Origin of the sequence: Flavobacterium sp. LC2016-13 (genome assembly GCF_009707955.1) — a bacterium.
In the GTDB taxonomy this organism is placed as follows: Bacteria; Bacteroidota; Bacteroidia; order Flavobacteriales; family Flavobacteriaceae; genus Flavobacterium.
The window spans coordinates 626,537-640,995 of record NZ_WMDQ01000002.1; the positions used below are offsets into that span (position 1 = coordinate 626,537).

16 protein-coding genes and 1 tRNA gene are annotated in these 14,459 nt (G+C 30.5%); 9 read left to right on the plus strand and 8 right to left on the minus strand.

Annotated elements, in window-relative coordinates:
- Positions 1–18: 18 nt before the first annotated feature.
- The 5 genes from GKZ86_RS06650 to GKZ86_RS06670 are packed head-to-tail and all read left to right on the plus strand — an operon-like array spanning position 19 to position 3,643.
- Complete coding sequence (locus GKZ86_RS06650) at positions 19–459, plus strand: MarR family winged helix-turn-helix transcriptional regulator (protein WP_154782317.1); 441 nt, start codon at positions 19–21, stop codon at positions 457–459.
- A 2-nt stretch (positions 460–461) separates the two neighbouring features.
- Positions 462–1,793 (plus strand): S41 family peptidase, encoded by a 1,332-nt coding sequence (locus GKZ86_RS06655; protein WP_154782318.1) that lies wholly within the window; start codon positions 462–464, stop codon positions 1,791–1,793.
- A gap of 31 nt (positions 1,794–1,824) precedes the next feature.
- The gene (locus tag GKZ86_RS06660; protein ID WP_154782319.1) at positions 1,825–2,250 is read left to right on the plus strand and encodes a VOC family protein; all 426 of its coding nucleotides are present in this window, start codon (positions 1,825–1,827) and stop codon (positions 2,248–2,250) included.
- 24 nt (positions 2,251–2,274) lie between these two features.
- Positions 2,275–2,727 (plus strand): GNAT family N-acetyltransferase, encoded by a 453-nt coding sequence (locus GKZ86_RS06665; RefSeq protein WP_154782320.1) that lies wholly within the window; start codon positions 2,275–2,277, stop codon positions 2,725–2,727.
- 43 nt (positions 2,728–2,770) lie between these two features.
- A complete protein-coding gene (locus tag GKZ86_RS06670; RefSeq protein ID WP_154782321.1) occupies positions 2,771–3,643 on the plus strand; it encodes an SAM-dependent methyltransferase in 873 nt (290 codons plus the stop codon).
- A gap of 55 nt (positions 3,644–3,698) precedes the next feature.
- Here GKZ86_RS06670 and GKZ86_RS06675 read toward each other — a convergent pair whose 3' ends face one another.
- Positions 3,699–4,097 (minus strand): VOC family protein, encoded by a 399-nt coding sequence (locus tag GKZ86_RS06675; RefSeq protein ID WP_154782322.1) that lies wholly within the window; start codon positions 4,095–4,097, stop codon positions 3,699–3,701.
- 133 nt (positions 4,098–4,230) lie between these two features.
- Between GKZ86_RS06675 and GKZ86_RS06680 the strand changes: the two genes are divergently transcribed.
- Positions 4,231–4,680 carry a hypothetical protein gene (locus GKZ86_RS06680; protein ID WP_154782323.1) on the plus strand — a complete coding sequence of 150 codons (450 nt, stop codon included), beginning with the start codon at positions 4,231–4,233 and terminating at the stop codon, positions 4,678–4,680.
- A gap of 55 nt (positions 4,681–4,735) precedes the next feature.
- Positions 4,736–5,845 carry a serine hydrolase gene (locus tag GKZ86_RS06685; protein WP_154782324.1) on the plus strand — a complete coding sequence of 370 codons (1,110 nt, stop codon included), beginning with the start codon at positions 4,736–4,738 and terminating at the stop codon, positions 5,843–5,845.
- A 50-nt stretch (positions 5,846–5,895) separates the two neighbouring features.
- Here GKZ86_RS06685 and GKZ86_RS06690 read toward each other — a convergent pair whose 3' ends face one another.
- The gene (locus GKZ86_RS06690) at positions 5,896–7,095 is read right to left on the minus strand and encodes a PQQ-binding-like beta-propeller repeat protein (RefSeq protein WP_154782325.1); all 1,200 of its coding nucleotides are present in this window, start codon (positions 7,093–7,095) and stop codon (positions 5,896–5,898) included.
- Positions 7,096–7,386: 291 nt separating this feature from the next.
- Here GKZ86_RS06690 and GKZ86_RS06695 point away from each other — a divergent pair, with 291 nt between their 5' ends.
- Positions 7,387–7,908 carry a GNAT family N-acetyltransferase gene (locus GKZ86_RS06695; RefSeq protein ID WP_154782326.1) on the plus strand — a complete coding sequence of 174 codons (522 nt, stop codon included), beginning with the start codon at positions 7,387–7,389 and terminating at the stop codon, positions 7,906–7,908.
- An 89-nt stretch (positions 7,909–7,997) separates the two neighbouring features.
- Here the strand turns inward: GKZ86_RS06695 and GKZ86_RS06700 are convergent, their stop codons facing one another.
- The 5 genes from GKZ86_RS06700 to GKZ86_RS06720 form a co-directional block, all read right to left on the minus strand.
- Complete coding sequence (locus GKZ86_RS06700; RefSeq protein ID WP_154782327.1) at positions 7,998–8,393, minus strand: helix-turn-helix domain-containing protein; 396 nt, start codon at positions 8,391–8,393, stop codon at positions 7,998–8,000.
- Positions 8,394–8,573: 180 nt separating this feature from the next.
- Positions 8,574–9,272: a hypothetical protein gene (locus GKZ86_RS06705; RefSeq protein WP_154782328.1), complete on the minus strand. Its 699-nt coding sequence runs from the start codon at positions 9,270–9,272 to the stop codon at positions 8,574–8,576.
- A gap of 48 nt (positions 9,273–9,320) precedes the next feature.
- Entirely contained in the window at positions 9,321–10,031 is a 711-nt protein-coding gene (locus GKZ86_RS06710) for a hypothetical protein (RefSeq protein ID WP_154782329.1), read from the minus strand.
- 109 nt (positions 10,032–10,140) lie between these two features.
- Complete coding sequence (locus tag GKZ86_RS06715; protein WP_154782330.1) at positions 10,141–10,671, minus strand: hypothetical protein; 531 nt, start codon at positions 10,669–10,671, stop codon at positions 10,141–10,143.
- 142 nt (positions 10,672–10,813) lie between these two features.
- Positions 10,814–10,891, minus strand: a tRNA-Val gene (locus GKZ86_RS06720).
- Positions 10,892–11,155: 264 nt separating this feature from the next.
- Between GKZ86_RS06720 and GKZ86_RS06725 the strand changes: the two genes are divergently transcribed.
- Positions 11,156–12,949 carry an ABC transporter ATP-binding protein gene (locus GKZ86_RS06725; RefSeq protein WP_154782331.1) on the plus strand — a complete coding sequence of 598 codons (1,794 nt, stop codon included), beginning with the start codon at positions 11,156–11,158 and terminating at the stop codon, positions 12,947–12,949.
- 299 nt (positions 12,950–13,248) lie between these two features.
- Here the strand turns inward: GKZ86_RS06725 and GKZ86_RS06730 are convergent, their stop codons facing one another.
- The gene (locus tag GKZ86_RS06730; protein WP_154782332.1) at positions 13,249–14,418 is read right to left on the minus strand and encodes a proline dehydrogenase family protein; all 1,170 of its coding nucleotides are present in this window, start codon (positions 14,416–14,418) and stop codon (positions 13,249–13,251) included.
- Between the last annotated feature and the right edge of the window lie 41 nt (positions 14,419–14,459).

The following is a 14,459-nucleotide window of genomic DNA, read 5'->3' on the forward strand; positions in this document are numbered from 1 at the left end:
TTTTTAAAACTAATTATTATGGTGCATAAAAATCCAACGGGAACGGTTCTCTATACTATTGAACAAACCATAAAAGAATACCGGAAAATTTGCCAAAAAAATATTGAAAAAATAGTCAGCGATATTACTGTCGATCAATGTTTGGTGCTTATCATTTTAAATGAAAATGCTAAAATTGCTCAAATCGAAATTGCTAAACTAATTTTTAAAGACAACGCTTCTATTACCAGAATAATTGAATTGATGGTAAAAAAAGATTATTTGATAAGAGAAGTAAATGCAATTGATAAAAGAAAATCTAATCTAATAATTACTCAAAAAGGCATTCAGACCATTGAGTTGCTTAAACCAGTGATCGCACAGAATAGAAAAACGGCATTAAACGATTTGTCTCTTGATGAAATTGAATTTCTGGATAAAATCCTTCATAAAATAATTTCAAATTGTAAAACTCTATAGATATGAAACACGCTATTACTTTTCTGATACTACTATTTTCGGTTTGCATTTACGCTCAAAATGAAACTTTAAAAAAAGAAATTTCTTTAAATGAAGCTGACAAAAAACAAATACTGGATTCTTTAGTAAAACAACTTGAGGAATTCTATATAAAACCAAATGCTGTTGGCGATATAAAGAAAAAACTGAATGAAAATTATAAAAAAGGAATTTATAAAAACATTTCAGCACAAAATGAATTTGCTTCTAAACTTTCGGCAGATCTTCTTGAAATTAGTAAGGATTTGCATTTTAGAATAATGTATGATCCGCAATGGAATGAGGATCATTTAAAAATTTTAGATAAAGAAAACGAAAAGAAAATTAAAGCAGAAGAATTATCAGAAGCTAAAAAGAAGAATTTCGGGTTTGAACAAGTCAAAATTTTAGAAGGAAATATTGGTTATCTTCAATTTAATTATTTTGAAGATCCAGCAATTGCAAGCGAAACAGCAACATCTGTTATGCAATTTTTAAGTAATACGGATGCATTAATTATTGATTTACGTAAAAATAATGGCGGCGCAATGGAAATGGGACAATTCATTACTAGCTATTTTTTTGCAAATAAAGAATTGCCGCTTTATAAATATTATTATTACGAAAAAGGCAGAAAAAAAATGGACAGAGAAATGTGGTTATTGCCTTCTGTGCCGGGCAAAAGACTAGATGATATTGATATTTATATTCTAACAAGCGGAGCAACTTTTTCTGCAGCAGAATGGATGAGTTATTCTCTTCAAAATTTAAAACGTGTTACTATTATTGGAGAAAAAACGGCTGGTGGCGCCCACCCTATCGATCGCAAAATATTGCCTCATGGTTTTTCTGTAAACATACCTTTTGGAGAAGTAAAAGATCCTGTTACAAACCTCGATTTTGAAGGAAAAGGCATTCTTCCGGATGTTTTGTGCAAAAGTGAAGAAGCCATAAATACTTCTCATTTGTTGGCTTTAGAAAAATTATCTCAAAAAAATAAAGATTCAGTAAATACAAGTTATAATTGGCTTGTTCCTATTATTAAAAACAGACAAAAACCAGCAGTTATTGACAGCTCGATTTTAAAATCTTATCAAGGTAAATACGGCAAATCTGAATTGGTATTTGAGAATACTATTTTATATTATAAGTGGAATAATGCAGTTAGTTTTTTGCTTATACCTTTAGAAAAAGATCTGTTTTTGGTGGATGGAATTGATAACTTCAGAATTAAAATCGTCTTTGAGGATAATGTTGTCACAGCAATAAAAAGAGTATATGAAGATGGTCTGGAAAGAATTTATAAAAAAGATTAAATTTGTATCTAGATAACTAAAAACTAACCAAATGGGAGATTTAAAAAACCAGGCAGAAAACACTTCTTCATCTGCCGATAATACGCCAAAAGTAACAGGAATTGGCGGTATTTTCTTTTTTACAGATAATCCGAAAGAAACGAGAGATTGGTACGCGAAAAATTTAGGATTTGAGACCAATGATTGGGGCTCAACTTTTGAATCCAGAAACCTGACTAAACCTGAAGAAATAGAATCTACGCAATGGAGTCCTTTCAAAAAAGGAGATGAATACTTCTCGCCTTCCAAAAAAGATTTTATGATTAATTACAGAGTTCAGAATATTGAAGGACTTGTAAACAAACTAAAAGAAAACGGAGTAACGATTCTTGATGATATTGCCACGTACGATTACGGAAAATTTGTGCATATTATGGATGCAGATGGCAATAAAATAGAACTTTGGGAACCAGCTTAATACGTCATAAACAAATATAGAAATATGGAATTAGTTGAATTAAGTTTTGATGACTATTTTATTACCACAGATCGCAATAAAATGGACATTGTGGCTATTCATGATTTTTTATCAAAATATTCAGGCTGGAGCGACAATATTCCGTTTGAAAGAGTAAAAACTTCTATTGAGAATTCTTTAAATTTTGGAGTTTTTCATAACGATAAACAAATTGGATTTGCGAGGGTAATTTCAGATTTTTCGACAATTGCATATTTGGGTGATATTTATGTTTTAGAAGAATATCGTGGAAAAGGGATTTCGAAAAAACTCATGGATACTGTGATACAACATCCAAATCTGCAAGGATTAAGAAGATGGATTTTACTAACTTCTACTGCTGATTGGTTATATGAAAAATATGGTTTTAATAAGTTGCCTAAGCCGGAAATTTATATGGAGTTATTTAATCCTAACATTTATAAGTCTTTAGAATAAAAAAAAGAATTAAATTTGAATGTAGTATTAGTAATATAAAGATATGAAAAAAGATAAAACAAGTCGTACAGCGCAATATATGGCTCTTTTTAGAGCATTAGAAACAGAACGTGATTCAACCGATCAATTATTTTCAGATTCTTATGCAATCCATTTTCTTGAAGCTAAATTGAGATTTGCTGCACGTATGTCCAAATATTCAATTATTAGAAAATATATTAGTAAAAAAATTCAAAAGAAAATTCCGGGAGCATTTTCTTCAGGAATTGCCAGAACAAAATACATTGATGATTTATTAAAACAATCCATTTCTAATGGAGTAAAACAAGTAATAATTTTAGGTGCCGGTTTTGATACAAGGGCATTAAGGCTTGATTTTTTGAAATCTGTTCCGGTAATAGAAATTGATCATCCGAACACATCAAATTTTAAAACTGTAACCTATCAAAAAAGTATTGGCAGTCTTCCTGAAAACATTGCTTTTTATCAAATAGATTTTAATAAACAAAGTCTTGACGAATTAGCAATTGAGCACAATTTTGATTTTAGTAAGCCTACAACCATTATTTGGGAAGGCGTAACGAATTATTTAACTGAAACTGCCATAAAAAGAACATTTAGCTTTATTTCAAATTTTCCAAAAGACAGCTACGTTATTTTTACTTATGTTCACAAAAAAATACTCGAAAATCCGGGTTCATTTTTAGGGGGCAAAAAACTATTGAAAGATCTTGATAAACTTGAAGAAAAATGGACTTTTGGTTTTCTGCCGGAAGAATTACCGGATTATTTAAAACAGTTTAATATGAGTCTTATAGAAGATAAAGGCGCTCTGGAATACCGTGAAATCTATCTACCAAACCGACCTGAAAAAGGATATGAGTTTTACAGAGTTGCTATGGCAATAAAACAATAAGTAAGAATATAAGAAGCAAGATGCAAGATAAAGCTCGATTATTTCTAATCGAGTTTTACATTCCCGGCCAATATAAAAAGTTGAATTTATGACCATCAGGATCAGCAAAACCAAAAGTATAACCTTGTTGAAAATTTTCCGGATCTGAGAATATTGTTCCACCTATTTTTTTAATTTTTTCAAACCATTGATCAACCTCTTCCCTGCTGTCTGCAGATAAAGAAAAAATAGTTTCGTTTTCAATTTTAGTATTGGCTAATTTGCCTTTTAAAGCCGTTTTTTCAAATCTTTCGGCGGTAAAAAAGTTAATTATAAAATTGTTTTCAGCAAATATGAAACTTACCAATTCGTCGGTTTCTTTTCCGTTTTGTTTGAAACCCAAATCAGAATAAAACTGAATTGTTTTTTGTAAATCATGCGAAACGAGGTTTCCCCATATTAATCTAATTTTCATAACTTTAGTTTTTTAATGTATGATTTAACTAAGTTAAGAATTTTAAATTTATATAATATCTTACAAACACCTTTTACTAACCTAATATTAAGGAGATTAATTATTATATTCGTTGAGAAACAGACTTAAACCTATGCATAATAAAAATATAAAGAGAATTTTATCTACAGCCGGAATATTGCTTTTCTTTCTTCCGTTTTTTCAAATGTGTTCCGATAGCTCTCTTAAAACTAGAAATCTGGTTTTTAAAAGTCAATCAGATTCTAGAAATCAATTAGAAAAAAACAGAGATTTTGAACAAGCTAAAAAAAGTGCAACTTTAACGGGTTATGATTTAGCTTTAAATTTTGAAATTTCGGTGTTGTCTATATTTACAGTAATCATGTTTCTAAATTTTATCATTTGGGTTTTTACATTTCAAAATTTCGAAATAGGAATTCTTACGTTTTTAAATGCCTTATTATCGTTGGTTGCTTTTATCATTTTGGTTTCGATAATTCCCTTTGGACAACTGAGATATGGAATATTTTTATTTCAATTAAATTCTTTACTTCTCTGTTATTTTGTTTTTAAAAAAGAATAAAAAAGCGGCTACGTTAAACAAAACTAATATGTATGACTTTGAAAAACTTACATTTATGAAAATCAAATTTTTTATTTTATTGATACTGATTCTTTCTCGTAATTCTGTTTTAGCTCAGGATAAAAAGACCGAAATTATTAGCTTTCTCAAAAAAGAAATGGGCGAAAAAAAAATCCCGGGTTGTCAGTTGGTTGTCCTTAAAAATAATAAAATCCTATTCTCTGAAGCGCTTGGTATTGCTAATGTACCGTTTTCAATACCTGTAAAAAAGAATACCATTTTTTCTATAAATTCTATCTCCAAAGTTTTTGCCTCAGTTGCTGTGATGCAATTGCAAGAGCAAAATAAACTTAATATTAATGATCCTATTTCGCGTTATATAGATTCTATTCCTGAAAATTGGAAAAAAATAACCATCAAACAATTAATGAGCCATACATCCGGACTTCCTGATATTGAGGATGAAAAAGGTTTGATTGGAGATAAAGGACAAGATTCGGCCTGGGCAAAAGTCAAAAAGTTACCATTGCAAGCCGAAATTGGCGAAAAGTTTAATTATAATGCCACCAACTATTATATTTTGCAACGTATTATTGAAAAATGCAGTGCAACAACCTTTGAAAAATTTGTCCGCAAAAATCAGTTTGATGTAGTAGGAATGAAACAAATATATTATGGAAATTCTTATGATGTAATTGAAAATAAATGCCCGACTTATAGCTATTATAATCAGGACAAAATAACGAATGAATATATCAAAGGCAACAAATTAAAGGAAACATACGAAGAATTCCCGTCAAAAATGATAACCGATGCCGGTGCATTTACAACTGCTGAAGAAATAGCAAAATGGATCATTGGCCTGCAATCGGGTAAACTTCTTAAAAAAAATGAAGATATTAATACGATTTGGGAGCCTGTAAAACTGAACAATGGATCTTATGATGGTTTTGGTGGACTTTTAAATGCGTATGCTTTGGGGTGGCCAGTTATTACCAGACAAAACCACCCTGCAGTTGCACCTCTTGGCGGTGGACGCGCAGCCTTTATTATTTATCCAAAAGATAATCTTACGATCATTTTTTTTACAAATCTAACTGGTGTTTCTCCGGAAGAAATCATTGAAAAAATGGCTCGATTTTATATTCCGGATATTGGGAATTAGAAAAAAGCAGAATCTCAAAAAAAAGCCGTTTCAATTGAAACGGCTTTTTTTTATTGAATTTTCTTTACAAATGCGCTATAAACATTATCACTAATGGAGGTTCGCAGATAAACTTCGTTTTCATCTTTTGTTTTAAACTCAAATTGAATTAAAGCAGCATCAGAATAATAAAATAAAGAATTATCATCACTTGTAAATTCAAGATTTGAAATAGGTTTGGTCGTTAATTTTGCATCAAATGCAATTTCACCATTTGTTAAGTCTAATTGAAAAAGTTTTGCTTTACGGGTATATCCCCAAACATTATCACTTTCTTCAACTATATATTCGACATTATCGCCTTGAAAATCAGTTTTCCAAAGCTGAGTTCCTGTTTTTGAATCCAGAGCGTATACAGAAGAAACTTCTGTGCCTTGTGCCCCAAAATAGACTTTTTTGTCTTTGCAAAATATACGTTCCTTGATATTCGATTGATTTTCAGCTAATTTAAATTGCCATAAAATATCCAGTTTATCAGGGCTTAAGGCAAAAACTATATCTTTTTCATTTGCTATAAATATGTTTTCACCATCTGTTACAGGTTTTCCGTGTATAGGTTCCTCAAATGTTTTTTGGCTAAGAAGTTTTCCTGTATTTGCTTCAAAACTATACAAAGAGTTACCACTTTGGGTAAAAATTTTGTTGTCAAAATAAAGCACCGGAATATCATTATTTGTAGATTCCAGCTTATAATTCCATATTAAACTACCATCTTTTGTATCAAGAGCGTAAATATTACCATTTTGAGTCGTTATAAACAGTTTTCCATCATTTATAACTGGTACTTGATCTTTTAATACAATTTGATCTGTAACATTACCAATTCTTGATTTCCAAAAAGCAGTACCGGTTTGGTTATCAATGGCAAAGATTTCACCGTTAATAAACGGAACGTAAATAACGCCATCATTTAGTGTTATTTTATTGGCGCACATTTCAGTAAAAGCATCTTTAGCTTTTACAGTCCAGGCAATTTGCTCAGATTCTAAATCAAATGAAAAAAAGGTGCCGTCGTAATCATAAATTAAAATTAATGCTTCGTCTAACGGAACTTTTGCAACAGGTTTTGTGGCTTTATTAGAGACGATATCATTAGTGCTTAAATCTTTATTGTTAGAATAAATATTTTTACCTGGTTTTGAGATCGTTGCCGTTTGCCCAAAGATATTTATAACAGTAAATACAAATAAAAGAGTTATTAGTTTTTTCATTTTAAAATTTGGGGTTTTATGATTTGATTTCTTTTATAGCAATAAATTTGCCAAACAATAATATCTATGTCAAATGTAGTAAAAAAATATTACAGGATTTTAGAAGTTATAACGTCTTTAAGTTCAAAAAAAGTAATAAACAGAAAAGAAAAGCTTTTAAATAATTTCTTATATTCGATTGAAGAATAGTCAACTAATTGTTTAAAGCTAACTAAAAAAAGTTGTATTAATGCCATTTATGGCAAGTATAAGAGAATTAGCTATCAACAGAAAAACTGTTATAAAAGAAAAATGAACAGGAACTTTCAAACTTTTCCAATATTGATTACCGAAAGGTTTACGCTTCGAAAAATTTCAAAAAGTGATTCCGAAGAAATATTGCAATTGCGATCGGACATAGAAATAAATAAATTTCTTGGCAGGAAACCAAGCAAAACATTACAAGATGCTTTAAATTTCATCAACAGTATAATTGAAAATGAAAGTGATGAACTTTTTTATTGGGCAATTACAAAAACTGGTGAGGATAAACTAATTGGTACAATTTGTTTATTTGAGTTTTTAGTCGATTTAAAAAAATGTGAAATCGGATATGAGCTTCTTACTGAATATCAGAATCAGGGAATTATGATTGAAGTTGCAAAGAAGGTTTTAGAATATGCAATTAATGCGCTTAGACTAAAAACGATAGATGCACAAACGCATAAAGATAATCAAAGCTCAACTAAACTTCTTTTAAAATTGAATTTTAAGAAATTGGATGATGTAGTTGAAAATAATCCAAATCTTATTTTGTTTCGATTGATAATTTAAGCAGAGTTGTAAAAAAAGAGTTGTAAAAAATATAAGAACAAAAAAAACTCCAAAGTCTTATGATTTTGGAGTTTTTACTTTTTAAAGATTTATTTTTCTTTTATTATTTTCTCTAAATATTCGACTTTATCTTTTTCAGCCTGAACTAAACGTTCGTAAAGTTCTACAACTTTATCAAGCGGATTAAAGCTAGGTTGGATATTGATTGCGTTTAATGTTGAATTGTCATGGCTATTAAATGTATTATTGATAACACTTAATAAGATTTCATCATTATAGTTTTTAATAGCTTCTGCGCTTACACCAAGTACTTTTGCAATTTCAGCCAGTTTTGAATCATCTATAGTTTCGCTGTTTTCAATAGCAGAAATCGCTTGCTGGCTAGTGCCTAAAGCTTGCGCCAATGCTTCCTGTTTCATATCGCGAAGTTCACGAATGCGGCTTATGTTTCTTCCGATATGTTTTGGTTTTGTTATTGTGCTCATAATTCAAAGATAATAATTAAGTATAAAAAACAGGAACTGTAAAAAACATAATTTAAAATGTAAACTACAGATGTTGATGGGGGCTTGAGACAAAAATACAATTTTTCTTATAAGTATTGTGTTTTCCTTTTGTCGGATTTCCGGTTATAGACATTAAACTAGCTATTTGTAAAGCCTCCGTTAATTGTAGTTTTTTTGTTTTGTTATTTCAGAAATGTAATTTTTTAAATTTTCACTTTCTTTATTTTGTAACAAGGATAAATAATGGGTTAATAGTTCTTTGTCGTTTAAAATTTCATGAATGACATATAGACATCCCATTTTATGATGTTCATCATCAATAGTTTCCCATGAAATTTTTATTATTTTTTTTATGTCCGAATAACCAAGTTTTCCAAGTGTAATTAAAGCTAATCTTTTGGTATATTCATTTTTTTCATTGTAAAACACAAGCAATATTTCCTCAATTTCCTGAGTTAAAGAGCTAATTTTTTTAAATGAAGATACAAATTGAGATTTAGCATCGTCTAATTCAACTTTGTTAATCTTAGAAAGTGTTTTACTAAGATTTATAAAATCATTTTTTTTAAGATTTCCTAGATTAGATAATTGTGATCCCGTTGAAAGCCATGCAATCATTCTGCCTCGATCCCAATTACGTGAAATTAGATAAAGTAAATTTTCTTCATCTTCTTTATCTAAGTTTTTTATTAGATCTTTTTCTAATAACTCAGAATAAAAATCTTCAATTTCATTCCAGTCTGGATAACCTGCATCGTCAAATAAAAGCTCTTGAATATTTTGTTGAGAGTAATTTTCAGAAAGCCATTTTCTGAAATTAAAAACTAAGTCTTGTAGCTTTAGCTTAATGTCTTTCATGAAATTATCGTTTAATTATATATCTGGAGCTGTATAATTTTTTATCTTTTAATCATTTAATAACTTTCCTATTCTTCTCATTTCTTTACTATATGCTTTTCTAAAATCAATTTGGTCGTAATTTGTCAATTCTTCCCAAACAATATTTATGGGGTTGTAATTGACGCCTTTAAAATCTGTTACAATTATGGGAAAATCAAAATTAGTTTCCAGATTCCAATTTATTTCTTTTTTAGAATTCATTTTTATTACCTGTCCAATATAAGCAACCAAATTATCATAAATTTCAGTCATTGCTTTTACATTACCAAAATCAAAAACTAATTTTGATAATAAATCAAGGCTTTTTGTTGAATAATTTAATTGATTAATATCTGTTTCAAGAATTCTTGCTAAGTCTTTTTGTAATTGATCAACCTTATTTATTATAGAATTTTTATTTTTTGAATAAAATGACCAATGTTGAAAATTACTATTCCTGCCATTTTCCTTGTCCTCTTTCATTCGTTTGAGTTTGAACACGAAATTATCAAAATATTCTTTCTCAAATATTAGACCTTGCCCGCCCTTTTTCTGGTTCGCTTCTTGAATATATAGTATTCTATTTCTACTAATTAAGAAAACTTGATTTAATATAAAATTTCCATTATCAAATTCTTCAGTAAGGAAATTTGTGTATTCTTCGTTCAATATACCTTCTGAATTGACCAATTCAAAAGTTTCTGTTTTAGATAATTTTTCTATGTTTGGTTTTCCCATAAAATATGAAGCAATTGTGTATAGGTTTTAAAAGAGTTAATTTAACTGTTTTAAAATTATTATGGCATAAATTAAAAAATGAAAAACGAAATTGAAATAATATATTATTCTAATAATTCCAATAAGTTTCCGGTGAAGAAGCCGTTGTGTTCATTTCACCATTAACTAGCATTTTTAAAAGTTTAAATGAATGCTGATATCTGTCTTTAACTTTTTCTATTCCTGATGATGACTCCCATCCTGAGCTATTGACTGTTTTTTCAAATTCTTTTGAGTCGGTGAATTCCAATTTCCCATTTTCAAAAATTATATTCATGGCTCTTCTTCTCATTTCATGTAAATTAGAACCTGTTATATATTTGTCGGTTGATTCGATTTTTTCAATTATTATATCGATCAATTCAATTATTTGCGCTTTCCTTTCATCAGTAATAATGAACTCTTCAAGTTCCATTGACATTCCGCCATATATAAGTGGCAATGATTGTATCGCTAATTCATATTTGAATTCATTAATCCATTCTATTGAGTCGAGTTTTTGAGTTTCAATTTCATTTATCAGGCATAATTGCATAGCTTCAACAAAGCCATGTTTTGCCCAAAATCCATTTTCTTTAATATTAACGAAACTGCTTGCCATTTTCTATGTTACCTATTTGTGTGTTTTTACTAAGATAGAAAACTATTCTTTATAAACTATCAAATGAATTTTTAATGAATCTATACAGAAGCTGTAGAAAAATATAAAACAAAAAAACTCCTTAATTTCTTAAGGAGTTTCTTGGTGGGCGATGAGGGGTTCGAACCCCCGACCCCCTCGGTGTAAACGAGGTGCTCTGAACCAGCTGAGCTAATCGCCCTATTTTATTAGGTTGCTATCATTACTGATTGCGAGTGCAAATATACAGCTAGAATTCGTATTTGCAAGCGTTTTTAGAAATAAAATGAAATAATTTATTGCAATTTTATTTATCGATCTATTTTTCAGCTTTTTAAAAAGAAAATAAAAATTGCCTTTTTCTTAGTATTAAGTTAAAAAATGAAATCTGGTACTCTAATTAATAATATTCTTTTGTATTCACTTGCTATAATCATACATTTGCATACCTTAATTGTATATTCAAATGGCAAGATACCAAGAAAATGATTTACCGAAAGCTAAATTAGACTCTAACTCACTTCAAAAAGCACTCCGAATTTTTAAATATGGTAAAAATCATAAATGGAAATTTTTTCTAGGCTTAATTTTTCTCTTATTAACCAGCGCTACTGCCCTCGCCTTTCCTAAGTTAATGGGAATGCTGGTAGATTGTGTAACCAATAAAGATTTAAACAGAGCTAACGAAATTGCTCTTGCACTTTTGGTTATATTAACGCTGCAAGCTGTTTTTTCTTTTTTCAGAATTTCTCTTTTTGTAAATTTTACCGAAAACTCGTTGTCAAATATTCGTTTCGCACTTTATGAAAATTTGGTAAAACTGCCAATGTCTTTTTATTCTCAAAAACGTGTTGGAGAACTTAACAGCAGAATCAGTGCCGATATTTCGCAATTACAAGACACTTTTACGACAACCATAGCGGAGTTTTTACGTCAGTTAATCTTAATTATTGGTGGTTTTATTATTTTAGGAAATATAAGCCCAAAATTAACGCTTATGATGCTCGCAATTGTGCCAATCGTAGCAGTTGCAGCAGTAATATTTGGAAGATTTATTCGTAAATACGGTAAAAAAACACAAGATAAAGTAGCAGAAAGCCAGGTTATTGTTGAAGAAACATTGCAGGGAATTAGCAATGTAAAAGCTTTTGCTAACGAATGGTATGAAATTCAGCGTTATAAAAACAAGATTAAAGAAATTGTAAAAATTGCCATAAAAGGCGGTCAATACAGAGGTTATTTTGCTTCGTTCATAATTTTATGTCTTTTTGGATGCGTTGTTGCCGTAGTTTGGTACGGAATCACGTTGACTATTAAAGGTGAAGTTGAAGGCGTTGGAGATTTGATTTCATTTGTACTTTATACCACATTTATAGGTGCTTCTTTTGGAGGAATTGCTGAAATGTATGCACAAATTCAGAAAGCTGTTGGAGCAACAGAACGTGTTTTTGAATTGTTAGAAGAAATTCCGGAAGATATTAAAGCAAACTCAAAATCATCATCAGCTATAGAAAAAATAAAAGGAACTGTAAGTTTCAATAATGTTGCTTTTAGTTATCCTTCCCGAAAGGAAGTTCAGGTTCTTAAAGATGTAAACTTTAAAGCTGAATTTGGTCAGAAAATTGCAATCGTTGGACCAAGTGGTGCCGGAAAATCTACTATTTCTTCTTTATTATTGCGTTTTTACGACATTACTTCTGGAGAAATTCTGGTTGACGGGAAAAATATTTATGATTACGATTTAGAAAATCTTCGTGGTAATATGAGTATTGTTCCGCAGGATGTTATTTTATTTGGAGGAACCATTAGAGAAAATATAGCATACGGAAAACCGGATGCTACAGAAGAAGAAATTATGTTGGCTGCTAAACAAGCCAATGCATTAAATTTCGTAGAAGGATTTCCTGAAAAATTCGAAACTTTAGTGGGTGAACGTGGTGTAAAATTATCTGGCGGTCAACGTCAGCGTATTGCAATTGCAAGAGCACTGCTTAAAAACCCAAGTATATTGATTTTAGATGAAGCTACATCATCACTAGACAGCGAAAGCGAGAAACTGGTTCAGGAAGCATTAGAAGTATTAATGGAAGGAAGAACAAGTATTATTATTGCACACCGCCTTTCGACAATTAGAAACGCTGATAAAATCCTGGTTTTAGACAACGGAAAAATTACCGAAGAAGGAACACATCAGGAATTAATAAACCTGGAAAACGGAATTTACAAAAACCTAAGTAATCTTCAGTTTAGTAATTCTTAAATTAGAATTTTCAATTTTTAAATTGCAAATTTCAATAAAAAATCCAGAATTTATATTCTGGATTTTTTTTGTGCTTATTTTGTGTCATTTCGACCGGAGGGAGAAATCACATCCAGAGAGCAACGAACCGGAATTCCGTTATGTGATTTCTCCCTCCGGTCGAAATGACACAAACTTTGTCTACAACAACAAACCCGACAGGTTTTTAAAACCTGTCGGGTTTACCAACACAACGGAATAAAAAAGCTCCAATGAAAATTGGAGCTTTTTTTATGTAAACTGTAAACTGAGACTGAAAACTATTTCCCTTTTCTTCTCTTACGTTCTGCTTTTATCATCGATAATTCACGGCTTGTTTGTCCGGCTACAGATGTGTTTTCTTCAGCACGACGAATCAAATATGGCATAACGTCTCTAACAGGCCCAAAAGGCAGGTATTTAGCAACATTATAACCATTTTCGGCAAGGTTGTAACTAATATTATCACTCATTCCGTACAATTGCCCAAACCAAATTTTATTATCGTTAGTTGCAATTCCTTTTTCCTTCATCATTTTCATCAATTTGTATGAACTCAATTCGTTGTGAGTTCCTGCAAAAATTGACATTATATCTAAATGCTCTAACATATATTGTACAGCAGCATCATAATTAACATCGGTTGCTTCTTTAGAAACACAAATTGGCGAAACATAATTTTTTTCTTCCGCTCTTTTGTTTTCTTTTTCCATGTAAGCGCCACGAACCAATTTCATTCCAATAAAGAAACCTTCATTTTTGGCAATCTCATGCAATTTTTTCAAATAATCCAAACGATCCCAACGGTACATTTGTAAAGTATTAAAAACAATTGCTTTTTCTTTATTGTATTTACGCATCATTTCGGTAACTAAATCATCAGCAGCATCCTGCATCCAGCTTTCTTCACCATCAATCAATAAGGCAACATCTTTTTTGTGAGCTTCGCTGCAAACATGATCAAAACGAGCCACTACTCTATCCCACTCTGCTTGCTCATCTGGAGTTAACGTTTGTTTTTCTCCTAATTTTTCATACAATTCAAAACGACCAAAACCTGTTGGCTTGAAAACAGCAAACGGAATCGCTAAGCGCTCTTTTGCAAATTCAACCGTTTTTAATGTCATTTCTAAAGCTGCATCAAACTGAGCCTCTTCTTCTTTTCCTTCAACTGAATAATCTAATACAGACGAAACGCCTTTAGTAAACATTTTATCCACTACAGTTATACAGTCATTTTCATTTACTCCTCCACAAAAATGATCAAAAACCGTTGCACGAATCAATCCTTCAACCGGAAGATGTGCTTTTATAGCAAAATTAGTAACTGCAGTACCAATTTTAACCAAAGGTTCGCTGTCGATCATTTTAAAAAGAAAATAAGCCCTGTCAAGTTCGGTATCACTTTTTAGTGAAAATGCAACTTGAGTGTTATCGAATATTTTTTCCATTAAGTTTAGTTTTTGTGCAAAGATATAGACTGTTTTGAATA